The 13,881-nt window shown below is 74.1% G+C and carries 15 protein-coding genes and 1 pseudogene; 6 read left to right on the top strand and 10 right to left on the bottom strand.

Annotated features, from left to right (window positions below; genetic code table 11):
• Nucleotides 1-4: 4 nt before the first annotated feature.
• The 3 genes from sigJ to ACZ4V1_RS12100 form a co-directional block, all read right to left on the bottom strand.
• The gene (gene sigJ / locus ACZ4V1_RS12110; protein WP_468333212.1) at nt 5-949 is read right to left on the bottom strand and encodes an RNA polymerase sigma factor SigJ; all 945 of its coding nucleotides are present in this window, start codon (nt 947-949) and stop codon (nt 5-7) included.
• A 158-nt stretch (nt 950-1,107) separates the two neighbouring features.
• Complete coding sequence (locus tag ACZ4V1_RS12105) at nt 1,108-2,430, bottom strand: phosphatase PAP2 family protein (protein ID WP_468333209.1); 1,323 nt, start codon at nt 2,428-2,430, stop codon at nt 1,108-1,110.
• 324 nt (nt 2,431-2,754) lie between these two features.
• Nucleotides 2,755-3,492, bottom strand: coding sequence for a ferritin-like domain-containing protein (locus ACZ4V1_RS12100; protein ID WP_468333206.1), 738 nt, complete (start codon nt 3,490-3,492; stop codon nt 2,755-2,757).
• Between the two features lie 457 nt (nt 3,493-3,949).
• On the opposite strand from ACZ4V1_RS12100, the gene ACZ4V1_RS12095 reads away from it, so the two are divergent.
• The 3 genes from ACZ4V1_RS12095 (at nt 3,950) to ACZ4V1_RS12085 (ending at nt 6,315) form a co-directional block, all read left to right on the top strand.
• Complete coding sequence (locus ACZ4V1_RS12095; protein WP_055418803.1) at nt 3,950-4,153, top strand: cold-shock protein; 204 nt, start codon at nt 3,950-3,952, stop codon at nt 4,151-4,153.
• 255 nt (nt 4,154-4,408) lie between these two features.
• Nucleotides 4,409-5,932, top strand: coding sequence for a DEAD/DEAH box helicase (locus ACZ4V1_RS12090; protein ID WP_468333202.1), 1,524 nt, complete (start codon nt 4,409-4,411; stop codon nt 5,930-5,932).
• 62 nt (nt 5,933-5,994) lie between these two features.
• Nucleotides 5,995-6,315: an SCO5918 family protein gene (locus tag ACZ4V1_RS12085; protein WP_468333199.1), complete on the top strand. Its 321-nt coding sequence runs from the start codon at nt 5,995-5,997 to the stop codon at nt 6,313-6,315.
• A gap of 201 nt (nt 6,316-6,516) precedes the next feature.
• Here ACZ4V1_RS12085 and ACZ4V1_RS12080 read toward each other — a convergent pair whose 3' ends face one another.
• The 5 genes and pseudogenes from ACZ4V1_RS12080 to ACZ4V1_RS12060 all read right to left on the bottom strand — a co-directional run bounded on the left by ACZ4V1_RS12080 (nt 6,517) and on the right by ACZ4V1_RS12060 (nt 9,017).
• The gene (locus tag ACZ4V1_RS12080) at nt 6,517-6,870 is read right to left on the bottom strand and encodes a DUF952 domain-containing protein (protein WP_468333197.1); all 354 of its coding nucleotides are present in this window, start codon (nt 6,868-6,870) and stop codon (nt 6,517-6,519) included.
• The gene (locus tag ACZ4V1_RS12075) at nt 6,867-7,382 is read right to left on the bottom strand and encodes a hypothetical protein (RefSeq protein ID WP_468333195.1); all 516 of its coding nucleotides are present in this window, start codon (nt 7,380-7,382) and stop codon (nt 6,867-6,869) included. The genes ACZ4V1_RS12080 and ACZ4V1_RS12075 overlap by 4 nt, the downstream gene beginning before the upstream one ends.
• Nucleotides 7,366-7,857 (bottom strand): RNA polymerase sigma factor, encoded by a 492-nt coding sequence (locus ACZ4V1_RS12070; protein WP_468333192.1) that lies wholly within the window; start codon nt 7,855-7,857, stop codon nt 7,366-7,368. The genes ACZ4V1_RS12075 and ACZ4V1_RS12070 overlap by 17 nt, the downstream gene beginning before the upstream one ends.
• A gap of 177 nt (nt 7,858-8,034) precedes the next feature.
• Nucleotides 8,035-8,640, bottom strand: a pseudogene (locus tag ACZ4V1_RS12065) (class F sortase); the annotation flags it as partial.
• Complete coding sequence (locus tag ACZ4V1_RS12060; RefSeq protein WP_468333189.1) at nt 8,637-9,017, bottom strand: sortase-dependent protein; 381 nt, start codon at nt 9,015-9,017, stop codon at nt 8,637-8,639. The gene ACZ4V1_RS12060 and the pseudogene ACZ4V1_RS12065, both read right to left, overlap by 4 nt.
• Nucleotides 9,018-9,333: 316 nt before the next feature.
• On the opposite strand from ACZ4V1_RS12060, the gene ACZ4V1_RS12055 reads away from it, so the two are divergent.
• The gene (locus ACZ4V1_RS12055; protein WP_468333186.1) at nt 9,334-10,335 is read left to right on the top strand and encodes an NAD-dependent epimerase/dehydratase family protein; all 1,002 of its coding nucleotides are present in this window, start codon (nt 9,334-9,336) and stop codon (nt 10,333-10,335) included.
• A gap of 10 nt (nt 10,336-10,345) precedes the next feature.
• On the opposite strand, the gene ACZ4V1_RS12050 is transcribed toward ACZ4V1_RS12055, so the two are convergent.
• Nucleotides 10,346-11,458 carry a sensor histidine kinase gene (locus ACZ4V1_RS12050; protein WP_468333183.1) on the bottom strand — a complete coding sequence of 371 codons (1,113 nt, stop codon included), beginning with the start codon at nt 11,456-11,458 and terminating at the stop codon, nt 10,346-10,348.
• A gap of 2 nt (nt 11,459-11,460) precedes the next feature.
• Complete coding sequence (locus ACZ4V1_RS12045) at nt 11,461-12,195, bottom strand: response regulator transcription factor (RefSeq protein WP_468333562.1); 735 nt, start codon at nt 12,193-12,195, stop codon at nt 11,461-11,463.
• A gap of 301 nt (nt 12,196-12,496) precedes the next feature.
• Between ACZ4V1_RS12045 and ACZ4V1_RS12040 the strand changes: the two genes are divergently transcribed.
• Together ACZ4V1_RS12040 and ACZ4V1_RS12035 are read left to right on the top strand one after the other, a co-directional pair.
• Entirely contained in the window at nt 12,497-13,204 is a 708-nt protein-coding gene (locus ACZ4V1_RS12040) for a glycosyltransferase family 2 protein (protein WP_468333180.1), read from the top strand.
• Nucleotides 13,201-13,836, top strand: coding sequence for a TIGR04282 family arsenosugar biosynthesis glycosyltransferase (locus tag ACZ4V1_RS12035; RefSeq protein ID WP_468333177.1), 636 nt, complete (start codon nt 13,201-13,203; stop codon nt 13,834-13,836). Before ACZ4V1_RS12040 ends, ACZ4V1_RS12035 begins: the two co-directional genes overlap by 4 nt.
• The last annotated feature ends 45 nt before the right edge of the window (nt 13,837-13,881 follow it).

Below are 13,881 nucleotides of genomic sequence, written 5' to 3'. Positions count from 1 at the left end.
AGGGTCAGAAGGCGTTGAACAGGGGTTCGCCGTGATCGCCGGACGCCCACCGCCTGGTGGCGCGTTCGAGCTTGTCGGGGTTGACCTGGTTGCGGAACCCGGCGATTCCCTCGGGGGTGATCTCCAGGCACATGACGCCGATGACCCGGCCGTCCACGACCGCCACGACGGCGGGGTCGCCGTTGGCGATGGCGGCGTAGACCTCGGGGGAGCCTCCGGCCAGGGCACGCTTGGCCTTGCCGGGCTTGAACAGGCCGCGCATGAACGTCGCCACGGCACGGGCGCCCTCGAACGCCTTGGCCCGGGCCGGGACCTTTCCGCCGCCGTCGCCGATCGACACGGCGTCCTGGATGAGCAGACGTACGAGCGGTTCGGTGCGGCCACTGGTGGCCGCCGCGAGGAACTCGTCGACGATCCGCCGGGCGGCGGCCTCGTCGACCTCGGTGCGGGCCCTGCCCTCGGCGACGTGCTTCTTGGCGCGGTGGAAGATCTGCTGACTGGCGGCCTCGGTGACGTCGAGGATCCCGGCGATCTCCCGGTGCGGGTAGCCGAACGCCTCGCGCAGTACGTACACCGCCCGCTCGCCCGGCGAGAGCCGCTCCAGCAGGGCGAGGACCGCGAAGGAAACCGATTCGCGCTGTTCGGCCGTGTCGGCCGGGCCGAGCATCGGGTCCCCGGCGAGCAGCGGCTCGGGCAGCCACTGGCCCACGTAGGTCTCCCGCCGTGCGCGGGCCGAAGTGAGCTGGTTGAGGCACAGGTTGGTGAGAACCTTCGTCAGCCAGGCCTCGGGGACCTCGACGCGCGCGACGTCGGTGGCCTGCCAGCGCAGGAACGTCTCCTGCACGGCGTCCTCGGCCTCGCTCGCCGAGCCGAGGAGGCGGTAGGCGATGGCTTCCAGGCGGGGCCTGGAGGCCTCGAACCGTTCCACGTCGTTCATGGTCAGGGCCATGGCCCGGATCCTAGCTTCCGGGGCTTCCGCGGCTTCCGCGGCTTCCGCGGCTTCCGGGGCTTCCGGGGCGGGCGAGGGCCGCGGCACCGCTCGACACCGCTCGGAAGCGCTCGGAATCGCTCGGAATCGCTCGGACGACAACGCGGCTCGGCCGTCGCTCAGGCCAGTTCCAGTCGCGGTTCCGGTTGCTGCGCCGGTGCTGCGGTCTTCGGTTCCCACTGTCTGGTGGTCGTCACGTATCCGTAGACGACTGAGGCCATCGCGAGAAGGACAAGCGGCCCGGCGATCCACGGGTATTCGGCCATCTCCGCCGGCAGGTAGCGAGTCGTCACCAGCAGTGCGGTGAAGACCAGCGCCCCGTGGACGGCCAACCGGACTCCCTGCCGGTCCCAGCCGCGGTCGAGCGAGCGCAGGGCCCCCTCGATCGTGACCGCGAACACCACGCCGGCCACCAGGTCGATTCCGTAGTGGTAACCGAATCCCAGCGTCGCGCCGAGGGTCGCGATAAGCCAAAACGTTCCTGCGAATCGCAGGAGACGGGGGGCCTGGCGGGAATGGATGAATATCACGGTAGCCCACGCGGTGTGCAGGCTGGGCATGCAGTTACGGGGCGTCATCTCGTCGTACGTCCACGGGTGCGGGGTGCCCAGCGGCGGGGGCGTGTCCGGCCACAGGTTGGCCATCGCCCACTGCTCGCCGCCGGTGCCGAACGCGCCGGTGCCATAGGTGAAGACCGGCCCGACCACCGGGAAGACCATGTAGACGGCCGGGCCGAGGAGGCCGATCACGAGGAAGGTGCGTACCAGGTGGTGGCCCGGGAAGCGGCGCTCGGCCGCCACGTGGCGCAGTTGGTACAGCGCCACGACGACCGCGGCCACCGCGAGCTGGGCGTAGACCCAGTCGAGAACGTGGGCGCCGACCGGGCCGGTGGCCTCGACGGCCCGGCCCACCAGCCAGGACGGATTGCCCAGCGCGTGGTCGGCGACCGCCACGTACGGGTCGAGCACGTCCGGGCGGGTCTTCGACGTGATCAGCAGCCAGGCGTCGCCCGTCTTGCGGCCGGCCACCAGGAGCAGGCCCAGCCCGACGCCCTTCAGCAGCAGGACGCGTTCCCGCCCGGTGCGGCGCGTGACGGCGAAGACCGCACAGCCCAGGATCACCCACAACGCGCCGTTTCCGAAGGAGTGGCCTTCGGACACCCCGGCGCCGGCCGCCCACCGCACCAGTGCGATGGCGACGTCGACACCGATCGCGGCACCGGCCGCGATGAACCGTTGCCGCCAGGTGAGCACCACCATCGTCAAAGCCATACTGGCGTACAGCAACGGCCCCGATGCGGGGGCGAATATCAACTCCTGCGCCTGGTTGGTAATCGGGCCGGGCAGGCCGTAGCGACGCGCGGCGATCTCCAGTGCGATCAGGAATCCGAGGGCCACCGCAGCCGCCACGGCCCAGAGTCTCGCCCGTGGTCGGTGCCACACGGAGGACGTGATTCCGCTACCTATTCGAGAAGACACCCGCAATGACACCTTTATCGATCTTTAGCCGATTTGCCGCTTTCCCTCTCGTGAGAAGCAGCCCGTCGGCACAGAAAGACGGAAAGAGTACAGCCCGGGTTCCGGTCTCGTTCCGGCGGGGCCCTTGGGGAAATCCCGGCGGCGCTCACCAAGCACGAGAGCAAGCACGAGAGCAAGCACGAAACACCAGAGCAAGCACGAGAGTCCGTACTCCGCGGTTCCGGGTACGAGCCCGCATTCAGGACGTCACCGCACAGGTCACCGCCGGTCAGCGCCGATCACCGCCGGTCAGCGCCGACCGGCGGCAGCATGTACGTCCGGCCGGGGGGCCAGCACCGCGGAAACCACCTCGGTCGACGAGGCCATGACGTCGGCCACGAAACGACGGCGCCCGGTGCCGAGCCGGCGCAGCGCCCGGCCGTGGTCGGCGGCGACGACGAGACCGGCCGCGAGGAGCAGGAGCCGCCACACGGTCATCACCGGACGGCGCGCGACGCGGGGCAGTTCCGCCAGGGACGCGCGCAGCCGCTCGCAGTGGAACGGGACGTGGCGCCGCTCGTCGGACAGGATCCGTTCCGCCACCTCCGAGGTGAGGGCGTCGCCGGTGCCGTCGCGCAGGGCCCGGTAGTAGCGCAGCGCGACCACCTCCGCGATCATCAGCACCAGCAGTTCGAGGCGCAGGCCCATGAGGCGCCGCACCCGTACGAAGACGGTGTCGCTCCAGTGACTCGCCAGCGTCGGTATGCCGCCCGCGGCCAGCAGCCGGGCCAGGAGCCGGGCGTGGTTCTGCTCCTCGGCGACGAAGAGCCGTACCGCCCGGGCGTAGTCGGGGTCGCCGGCCTGGTCCGCCTTGGCGACGAGGTTCGCGCCGTCGCCGTCCTCGCCGACCTGGAAGCGCTGGATGCCGGCCCACACCGCCGCGGGCAGCGTGGCGCCCCGCCCCCAGTCCGGGTCGCCCTGCGCCCGCCTGCGCTCCCGCTCGTCCTCGAACCGCCGTGTCCATTCGGCGAAGTCGCCTGTACGCACCCCGCGTCCCCTTTCCCGGACACGGCCGCCGTGCCCCGGAGAGGGGGGACGCGGGCGGGCGCCCAACCGTTCCCCGCACAGCCGACGTGTCCTTCGTCTCGCCGGGGGCGATATCGCCGCTTTCGCGACTTTCCCGCGCCCGGCGGCGCCGACGGTGGCGCGTCCCCCGTCACGGGAGGTCATGGCGTCGCGAACAGCGGGACGGACGCCAGGCCTGCGGTCCACAGGGAGCAATATCTGCCGCCATGGGAGGAGAAATCGATCGGACGCCCCGGGAATATTCCTCTGTCCGCCAGTCGGGCCAAGATTATCGCCAACGCCCGGGCGATCACGGCGTGCTACTGTCGTTGGAAGTTGCAGTTGTGGTTGCCTGAAGGTTTTTTCCGACGGGGTGATCATCACGGCGACCGGAGAACACACAGGGTGAACTCCGAGCACCGTACCGAAGGAGAAAAACATGGCTTCCGGCACCGTTAAGTGGTTCAACGCGGAAAAGGGCTTCGGCTTCATCGAGCAGGACGGCGGCGGCCCCGACGTCTTCGCCCACTACTCGAACATCAACGCCCAGGGCTTCCGCGAGCTGCTCGAGGGTCAGAAGGTGACGTTCGACATCGCGCAGGGCCAGAAGGGCCCGACGGCCGAGAACATCGTTCCCGCCTGACGCTCACGCGCACTTCGCAGCTGGGGCCCGCACCTTGGGGTGCGGGCCCCAGCTCGCCGCTTTTCCGGGCGCAGAGCGCCCCGCGGGGCCCGGCTCCCTCCCCGCACATTCGGTTTTCCCAGTTCTGTCAATTCTCCCGGTCCACTCGGCCACATCCGCCGAAACCGACCGGGGCCGGCTCGTTCTTGCGATTCCCTGCGCCGTTCCCTTGCTGCGGGTCTCCCTTGATACGTGCCATATCAAGGAAGGTTCCCCATGAACCGCGTACGCACCAATGACCGACGCCGCTCGGGCGGCGGCCCCCGCCGCTCCCAGACCTCCGGACGCCGACCGGCCGCCCCCCAGGGCGAGTTCGCGCTGCCGAAGACGGTCACCCCCGCGCTGCCCGCCGTCGACTCGTTCGCCGAGCTCGACATGCCGGCGCGGCTGCTGGCCGCCCTCGCCGGCGAGGGCGTGACCACGCCGTTCCCGATCCAGGCGGCGACCCTGCCGAACTCCCTGGCCGGCCGCGACGTACTCGGCCGCGGCCGCACGGGTTCGGGCAAGACGCTCGCCTTCGGCCTCGCCCTGCTGGCCCGCACGGCCGGCCGGCGCGCCGAGCCCCGACGGCCGCTCGGCCTCGTCCTCGTCCCCACCCGTGAACTGGCCCAGCAGGTCACCGACGCGCTCACCCCGTACGCCCGTTCCCTGGGCCTGCGGTCCGCCACCGTGGTCGGCGGCATGTCGATCGGCAGGCAGGCCGGGGCGCTGCGGTCCGGCGCCGAGGTCGTCGTCGCGACGCCCGGTCGGCTCAAGGACCTCATCGACCGGGGCGACTGCCACCTCGGCGACGTCACCATCACCGTCCTGGACGAGGCCGACCAGATGACCGACATGGGCTTCATGCCCCAGGTCACCGCCCTGCTCGACCAGGTCGCTCCCGACGGACAGCGGATGCTGTTCTCGGCCACCCTGGACCGCAACGTCGACCGGCTGGTGCGCCGCTACCTGACGGACCCGGTGGTCCACTCCGTCGACCCGTCGGCCGGTGCCGTCACCACGATGGAGCACCACGTGCTGCACGTGCACGACACGGACAAGCACCGCGCGACCACCGAGATCGCGGCGCGCGACGGCCGGGTGATCATGTTCCTGGACACCAAGCACGCCGTGGACCGGCTGGTGAAGCACCTGCTGAACAACGGCGTCCGCGCCGCGGGACTGCACGGCGGCAAGTCCCAGCCGCAGCGCACCCGGACCCTCTCCCAGTTCAAGGACGGGCACGTGACGGCGCTGGTGGCGACCAACGTCGCGGCCCGCGGCATCCACGTCGACAACCTCGACCTGGTCGTCAACGTCGACCCGCCCAGCGACCACAAGGACTACCTGCACCGGGGCGGCCGTACGGCCCGCGCCGGCGAGTCCGGCAGCGTCGTCACCCTGGTGACCCCGGGCCAGCGGCGCGACATGACCCGGCTGATGGCCTCGGCCGGTATCACCCCGCAGGTCACGCCGGTCCGTTCGGGCGAGGCGGAGCTGTCCCGCATCACCGGGGCGCAGACCCCGTCCGGTGTCCCGGTCGTCATCACCGTGCCGGTCGTGGAGCGCCCGCGTCGCGCCGCGTCCGGCGGGGGTTCCTCGTCCCGTGGCCGCCGCAGCCGCGGTGCACAGGGCCGCTCCGGCCAGGGAGCCACCCAGCAGAGCCGCACCGGTCAGGGCCGCGGTGCCCAGGGCCGGCCCGCCGGCGAAGCCCCGCGCCGCAGGCCGCGGCGTCAGTCCGCCGGTGGCTCGGCGGCTTAGGACCCTCCGGACCACCGCGAACGGCAAAACCACCCGCCCCATCTCCCCCTTGTGGAGGCATCATGCGCTGTGTCATCGCCCGGTACCCGTTCGACCTCACCAAGGGTGGGGTGCTGGATTCGATGAAGGGTGTCACGCCCGAACCCGTCACGGGCGAGTCGGTGACCATCGGCCGCCGCCGCTACCCCGTCAAGCAGGTGGGCGAGGTCATCACCCGGCAGGACCGCCGCGACTTCTCCAGCGGCGAGGTCACCCGGGCCATGGCCCGCCTGGGCTTCACCTGTCACCCGGACCCCGAGGTGGCCCCCGCCCCGGCGCCCGCCGCCACGCCGGTCCAGACCGCGTCGGCGCTGCTCGGCGGCACGCCTTCGCCGGAGGCCTGACGGGCGCGACGGGCATGACGGGCATGACGGGGGAGTCCACCCACGCGTGACGGGGGGAGTCCGCCGCCCCACGCGTGACGGGGGGCGGCGGACTCCCCCCGTTTCTTGTTTCCTGCGCCTCGCGCCTTGCGTCCCGCGCCCCGCGTCCTGCGCCTCGCGCCTTGCGTCCCGCGCCCCGCGCCCCGCGCCCCGCGCCCCGCGTCAGGACAGTCCCGTAGCCCGGCCCTCGTCGTCCCACCGGACCTCCAGCACGCGCTGGACGGCCTCGCGGTCGACGGGGCCGAACACGTGCGGGAACAGGGTGCCCTCGGCGACCCCGGGCGGCGGCGCGGGTACGGCCGCCTCCCACACGCACCTCGCGGTGAGCCGGTCCTCGTCGAGGAGCAGCGCCAGCAGCGGACGGGGCGCGGTGCGGTAGAAGGCGTTGACGACGGTGAGCGTGGTCTCCTCGTCGGGCGAGCAGTGGACGAACCCGTCCTCCGCGAGGGAGGCGGGCGCGTAGGGACGGCCGGGATCGGTGTTCCATTCGGCGAGCGGCACGACGTGATAGATCATCGCCCGGTTGTAGCAGCCGCGCTGCCGTGCTCCGAGGGCGTGGGCACGGTGGCGGGCCGGTCCGACGGCTCGGCCCCGGATGCGCTCGACGGCGCCTGACCGGGGGCGGGCGGGGTGCTCGGCACGGCCGACGGCGCCGGGTCCGGCGCGGAGGACACGGACGGCTCGGGGGCCGGCCCCGGCGAGGCCTCGCTGGGCGGGGCCGGGCTCGGTGAGACCGTCGGCGTGGGGCCGGCGGGAACCGGTGCCAGTGGAGCCGTCGGGCGCGTGGGCGGGGCGGGGGCCGCCCAGTGCAACGGCAGCGCGATCAGGGCGGCGGCGGCAGCGGTCGCCGCGGCGCCGGCCGCGGCGCGGAGCAGGCGCCGGCGGGACGCCGCGCGGCGGACCGCCTCGTAACGGCCGGGGGGCGCACCGAGGAAGTCGCCGCCAGGACGCAGTACGACCAGTAGCGGATCGTCTTCGTCCCGCTCGGACCCCGGATCTTCCTGGCCGTCCTCAAGGCGTGTGGTCAAGGCTTCTCCTCAGGTGGACGCGGAGCAGTTCGCGGGCCGCGTGGAGGTCGGCCTTGACGGTTCCTTCCTTGCGTCCGGTCAGCGCGGACACCTCCCGGATCGGCATGTCAGCGTAGTAGTGGAGAAGGATCGGTACGCGCAGTCGCTCCGGCAGGGACTGCACGAGCAGGCGCACCGACGGATCGGCCTGCTCCGGATGCGGGCGCACGGCGATCTCCGCGGTGACCCGGCGCACCGCCCGGCGTTCGCGCTCCAGCTTGCGCCAGTGATCCCGGACGAGGTTGGCGGCGGTGACGTAGAGGAAGCCGCGGGGCTCCTCCACGGACGTCCAGCGGGCCCAGAGCCGGGTGAAGGCTTCCGAGGCGATCTCGTGGGCCGTCTCGTCGTCGTCGACGAGCCGGCGGCACCAGCCGGCGAGGCGCGGATACAGGGCGGCGAACAGCTCGGACGCCGCCCTGTCACGGGACCGTTTCAACGCTCTCCATGGTCGTGAGGGTATTGCGGTGCGGTCGATCGGTCAGGAAGTCGCGGGGCTCGCCCCTCCCGAGGCCGCAACCGACGCCACGCCCGAGGCCCCTCCCGAGGCCCCTCCCGAGGCCTCTCCCGAGGCCCCTCCCGAGGTCGCGCCCGTAGCCGCACCCGAGGTCGCACTCGTCGTTCCGCTCAGCTCCGCGAAGGCGATCACGTTGTCCCGGTACTCCTCGCCGACCCGCGGGCCGCCGCAGGTGATGAGCCGCAGCTCGGGGCCTTCCACGTCCCCGTAGACGTCGTCCGTCGGGAAGTCGGCCTTCGCCACCGTCCGTACGGCGGTGACCGTGAACTCCGCCGCCGCGCCGTTCTCCAGGCGCGCCTCGATCCGGTCGCCCGGGTGCAGCCGCGCGAGGTGCCGGAAGACCCCGTCCCCGTGGGTGCCGACCGTCACGTGGCCGAGGATGACCGACGGCCCCACCTGTCCCGGGGCCGGTGAGTGCCGGTACCAGCCGGCGCGGTCGTCGTCCGTGACGGGCGGGACCTCCACCGTTCCGTCCGACGCCAGCCCCAGCGTCATCACCGGGGTGTCGACCCCGATGGCCGGGATGCGCAGGCCGACCGGGACCGAGCGCTGCGCGGGCGGCACCGACTTCGTGGAGGCGTGCGCAGGCGGGGCGGTGGCCGCGGAGTGCGCGGGCGCCGTCCCGTCACTTCCCGGGCCGCCGCAGCCCACGAGGAGCGCGGCCAGCGCCGCGGTGGCGAAGGCGCGCCCGGAGAGCGGGGTCATGCCCCGGTCGCCGCCCGCCGGCGACGTACGACGAAGAAGGCCGCCCCACCAGCGACGAGCACGGCACCGGCGTCCGCTCCGATGAGCCCTTCGTCGGTCCCGGAGGACCGCGGTGCCGCGACTCCGGTGTCGGGCGCGCCCTCGGGCACGGCGGAGACCTGGCCGTCGGCCGGTGCCTGGGACGGTTCGGCCGCCGGGGCCGGGGAGCTGACGGAGGGTGAGGGCACCTCGCTCGGCCCGGTGCCGGGGCTCGGGGCGCCGGCGGCCGGAGGCTTGGAGGCGGCCGGGGTCGGGTCGTCGGCGAACGCGGGCGCGGTGCCCGCCAGTACGGCGGCGCAGGCCAGTGCCACGGCACTGCTGAGGATGGTTCGGCGCATCGGGACGCTCTCTCTCGTCGATCGGATCGGTCGGATCGGTCGGGTCGGTCTGGTCTGGTCGGGCCGGGTCGGTCTGGTCGGGCCGGGCCGGGCCGGGCCGGGTCGGGTCGGGTCGGGTCGGGTCGGGTCGGGTCGGTCCGAGGGTGTGCCGCGGGGGGTGCGGAGGTGGACCGGACGGAGAGACGAGGCAGCGGCGGGACCGGTTGTAAAGGGATGGCAAAGCCGCCGTCGGTCGTGCCCGCCCCGCTTCTTACGGAGTCGTGACGGGCCGGACGCGCCACCCGGCACGCCGTCCCCGGGGGCCTAGCGTGGCCGTATGCGTGTACTGGTCACCGGCGCCGCCGGGTTCATCGGATCCCATGTCGTGGAGGAACTGCGGACCCACGGCCACGAGCCGGTCGGCTACGACGTCCGCGAGGACCCCGGCGCCGACGTGCGCGACCCGGTGGCCGTCGCCCGGGCGCTGGCGGGGATCGACGCCGTGTGCCACCAGGCGGCGATGGTCGGGCTCGGCGACGGCTTCGCCGACGCGGCGGAGTACGTCTCGCGCAACGACCTCGGCACCGCCGTGCTGCTCGCCGCCATGGCGGAGGCGGGCGTACGGCGGCTGGTGCTCGCCGGGTCGATGGTCGTGTACGGCGAGGGGCGCTACGAGTGCCGCCGGCACGGGGTCGTGCGGCCGGGGCCGCGTGCCGTCGCCGACCTGGACGCGGGCCGGTTCGAGCCCGCGTGCCCGGTGTGCGGCGAGGAGCTGTCCCCCGGGCTGGTCGGCGAGGACGCCCCGGCCGACCCGCGCAACGTGTACGCGGCCACGAAGCTGGCCCAGGAGCATCTGGCCGCCGCCTGGTCCCGGGCGACCGGCGCGACGGCGGTGTCGCTGCGCTACCACAACGTGTACGGGCCCCGGATGCCCCGCGACACCCCCTACGCCGGTGTCGCCTCCTTCTTCCGTTCCGCGCTCGCCCGCGGCGAGGCCCCGCGCGTCTTCGAGGACGGCCGCCAGCGCCGGGACTTCGTGCACGTACGGGACGTGGCCGCGGCCAACGTCGCGGCGCTGGCGGCCGAGCCACCGGCCGGAACGCTCACGGCGTACAACACCGGCAGCGGTGAGCCGCACACGGTGGGCGAGATGGCCGCCGCCCTGGCCGCCGCCTACGGCGGGCCCGAACCCGTCGTGACCGGTGAGTACCGCCTCGGCGACGTCCGCCACGTCACCGCCGACTCGTCGCGGCTGCGGACCGGGCTGGGGTGGCTGCCGCGGGTGGGATTCGCGGAGGGGATGCGGGAGTTCGCGCGCGCGGGACTGAGTGGGCGGTGACCCCGCGGCCTCAGGCGTCCGCCGTGGGCAGGGTCACCTCGAAGCGGCAGCCGCCCGGGATGTTGCGTACCGTGGCCCGGCCGCGGTGGGCCTCCACGATGCCCCGGACGATGGCGAGGCCCAGGCCCGCGCCGGCCGGGGGCGTACGCGCGTGGGTGCCTCGCCAGCCGGTGTCGAAGACGCGTGGCAGGTCCTCCTCGGGGATGCCGCCGCAGCCGTCGGTGACGGAGAGCACCACGCCCTCGGGCGAGGGCTCGGCGGCGACCGCGACCGTGCCGTCGGCGGGGGTGCGGCGGATCGCGTTGACCAGCAGGTTGCCGAGGACGCGGCTCATCTCCTTGCCGTCGACCTCGACCGGGACCGCCGCGACGGTGTCGCCGACCAGCCGTACGCCGTGCTCGCGCGCGAGCGGGTCCGCGCCCGCGAGGGCGTCGCCGACCAGGTCGTAGAGCGAGATCCGGGCCGGGGCCAGGGGGAGGGTGCCGGCGTGGATGCGGGACAGTTCGAAGAGGTCGCCGACCATGCCGTCGAGGCGTTCCACCTCGGTGCGGATCTGGCGGAGGTAGCGGTCGGGATCGGCGGCGACGCCGTCCTCCAGGGCCTCGGACATGGCGCGCAGGCCGGCCAGGGGTGTGCGCAGGTCGTGCGAGATCCAGGCGACCAGTTCCCGCCTGGAGGTCTCCAAGGCGCGTTCGCGCTCCCGGGATTCGGTGAGCCGGGCGCTGGTGGCCGCCAGTTCGCGGCTGAGCGCGTCCAGTTCGGCGGTCGCGCCGGCCGTGGGGGCCGCGTAGCCGCCGTCGACGCCGAACGAGCGGGCGGCGGCGGTCAGTTCGCGGCTGCGCGCGACGACCCAGCGGCCCAGCAGCAGCGCGGTGGCCAGGGAGACGACGGCCGCCATCGCCACGACGGTGGTGACGACGGACAGGTCGTGCGGGGAGAGGAACATCGCCCAGGCGACCGCGAGGGTGCCGGCGAGCATCGCGAGGACGGCGACCGCCGCCACCACCGTGAGAGACGCGGTCAGCGAACGCCGCCGGATCAGCCGCAGTACGCCCGCCCCCACCAGGCCGGTGGCGGCGGCGCCGGCGAAGGCGTACAGGGCGATGAGGAGAGTTTCGTGCATGGTCAGTCCGTCTCCTGCCCGGACGGGTCGAAGCGGTAGCCCACGCCCCACACGGTCTGGATCAGCCGGGGCCGGGCCGGGTCGTCCTCGACCTTGCCGCGCAGCCGGCGGACATGGACGGTGACGGTGGACAGGTCACCGAAGTCCCAGCCCCACACCCGGTGCATCAGTTCCTCCCGGGAGAAGGCCCGTCCCGGGTACCGCAGGAAGAAGGCGAGCAGATCGAACTCACGGAGCGTGAGGGGGAGTTCGGCGCCGTCCTTGGTGGCCCGCCGGGCGGCGGGGTCGACGGTCAGGCCGGCCGCGGCAGGCGGCCGCTCCACGGCGGCGGGCCGGGTGCGGCGCAGCACGGACTCCACCCGCAGGACCAGTTCCCGCGGGCTGAACGGCTTGGTCACGTAGTCGTCGGCGCCGACCTCCAGGCCGAGGATGCGGTCGTCCTCGTCACCGCGGGCGGTCAGCATGATGACCGGCACGGGAGCCCGCCCGCGCAGCCGCCGGCACACCTCCAGGCCGTCCATGCCGGGCAGCATCAGGTCCAGCACCACGAGGTCCGGCCGGTGCGCGGCGGCCCGGGCGAGCGCGGTCGGCCCGTCGTCGGCCCGGTCGACGAGGTAGCCGGCGCGGTCCAGATAGCCGGCGACGACCTCCGCGACCGTCGGGTCGTCGTCGACGACCAGGACCCGGGCCGACCCGGCCGGAGACGCGTCCCCGGACCGGTCCGGGGACGCGTCCAGAAGCGCACTCCGGGACGCGTCCAGAAGCGTGCTCTGGGACGCGTCCAAAAACGTGCTCTGGGGCGCCTCCCGGGGTGCGCTCTGAGAGGTCCCCCGGGGCGCGCCCCGAGGCGTCCCCCGGGGGACCTCCGGGGGCGACTCCGGGGGCGCCTCCGGGGGCGCGGACTCGTACGGCTGCTGCTGCATGCGGCCAGCCTCGCACCACGCCGTCGCCGGCGTCGCCCCCGAGGGCCGCCGGGGCCTGCGACGTCCGCGTTTCGTAAGGAGCAGAAGTCCGATTCGCCCGATTCCGGTTCGTAGGGTGAAAGCCGTGACCACCTCGCCCGCTCCGGACGTCGACGTCGTGCTCCCGTGCCTGAACGAGGCCGAGGCCCTTCCCTGGGTCCTGGCCCGCATCCCGGCCGGCTGGCGCGCGCTCGTCGTCGACAACGGCTCCACCGACGGCTCGGCGGACATCGCCCGCGGTCTCGGCGCCACGGTCGTGCCCGAGCCGCGCCGCGGCTTCGGCGCCGCCTGCCACGCCGGGCTGACCGCCGCCAGCGCCGACGTCGTCTGCTTCTGCGACTGCGACGCCTCCCTCGACCCGGCCCTGCTGACGCCCTTCGTGCACGAGATCCGGGCCGGCACGGCCGACCTGGTGCTCGGCCGCAGGCGGCCGCAGAGCCGGGGCACGTGGCCCGTGCACGCCCGGGCGGGCAACCTCGCCCTCGCCCGGATGCTGCGCCGCCGCACCGGCCTCCGCCTGCACGACCTCGGCCCGCTGCGCGCCGCCCGCCGCGAGCCGCTGCTCGGCCTCGGCCTCACCGACCGGCGCAGCGGCTACCCGCTCCAGATGGTGGTGCGCGCCGCCGACGCGGGCTGGCGGATCACCGAGCACGACGTCCCCTACCTGCCCCGCACGGGCGCCTCGAAGGTGACCGGGACCTGGCGCGGCACCTGGCACGCGGTACGTGACATGCGCCGCGTCCTCACCGAAGCGCCCGCCGCCCCCGAAGGGAGTCCCAGATGAGTGCGACCACCCTCCTCGTCATCGCCAAGGAGCCACGCCCCGGCCGGGTCAAGACCCGGCTCACCCCGCCCTTCACCCGGGTGGAGGCGGCCGCGCTCGCCGAGGCGGCCCTCGCCGACACGCTGCGCGCCGTGGCCGCGACGCCCGCGCGGCGCCGGGTCCTGGTGCTCGACGGCGCCCCCGGCCCCTGGCTGCCGCCCGGCTTCGACGTCGTGCCGCAGTGCGCGGGCGGTCTCGACGAACGGCTCGCGGACGCCTTCGCCGGGTGCACGGGGCCGGCCCTGCTGATCGGGATGGACACCCCGCAGGTGACGCCGGAGCTGCTCACCCTTGACTTCGCCGGCTGCGACGCCTGCTTCGGTCCGGCCGAAGACGGCGGCTTCTGGGCCCTGGGCCTGGCCCGTCCCGACCCCGCGCTGGTGCGCGGCGTGCCCATGTCGACGCCGGTGACGGGGGCCGTGCAGCGGGCGCGGCTCCTCGCGGCGGGGCTGCGGGTGCGCGACCTGCCGCGCCTGCGCGACGTCGACACCGCCGCCGACGCGTCGGCCGTCGCCGCGCTGGCCCCGCACGGCCGCTTCGCCGCCCGGCTGGCCGCGTATACGGCGGTCACCGGCCGGCGGGGGGACCGGTGAACGGCGCCGCGAGCGGCCCGGCGGACGGGCGCGCGGTCAGTGCCG

The organism is Streptomyces sp. NPDC028991, from assembly GCF_055564775.1.
The sequence above is the reverse complement of the archived record's forward strand: the minus strand, read 5'-3'. Positions and strand labels throughout refer to the sequence as shown.

Excerpts from the sequence above, each read along its gene's own strand:
- ACZ4V1_RS12085 (WP_468333199.1), top strand. The coding sequence starts at position 5,995 with ATGCGCTGTGTCATCGCCCGGTACCCGTTCGACCTCACCAAGGGTGGG.
- ACZ4V1_RS12050 (WP_468333183.1), bottom strand. The coding sequence starts at position 11,458 with ATGCACGAAACTCTCCTCATCGCCCTGTACGCCTTCGCCGGCGCCGCC.
- ACZ4V1_RS12095 (WP_055418803.1), top strand. The coding sequence starts at position 3,950 with ATGGCTTCCGGCACCGTTAAGTGGTTCAACGCGGAAAAGGGCTTCGGC.
- ACZ4V1_RS12055 (WP_468333186.1), top strand. The coding sequence starts at position 9,334 with ATGCGTGTACTGGTCACCGGCGCCGCCGGGTTCATCGGATCCCATGTC.
- ACZ4V1_RS12090 (WP_468333202.1), top strand. The coding sequence starts at position 4,409 with ATGAACCGCGTACGCACCAATGACCGACGCCGCTCGGGCGGCGGCCCC.
- ACZ4V1_RS12035 (WP_468333177.1), top strand. The coding sequence starts at position 13,201 with ATGAGTGCGACCACCCTCCTCGTCATCGCCAAGGAGCCACGCCCCGGC.
- ACZ4V1_RS12080 (WP_468333197.1), bottom strand. The coding sequence starts at position 6,870 with ATGATCTATCACGTCGTGCCGCTCGCCGAATGGAACACCGATCCCGGC.
- ACZ4V1_RS12060 (WP_468333189.1), bottom strand. The coding sequence starts at position 9,017 with ATGCGCCGAACCATCCTCAGCAGTGCCGTGGCACTGGCCTGCGCCGCC.
- sigJ (WP_468333212.1), bottom strand. The coding sequence starts at position 949 with ATGGCCCTGACCATGAACGACGTGGAACGGTTCGAGGCCTCCAGGCCC.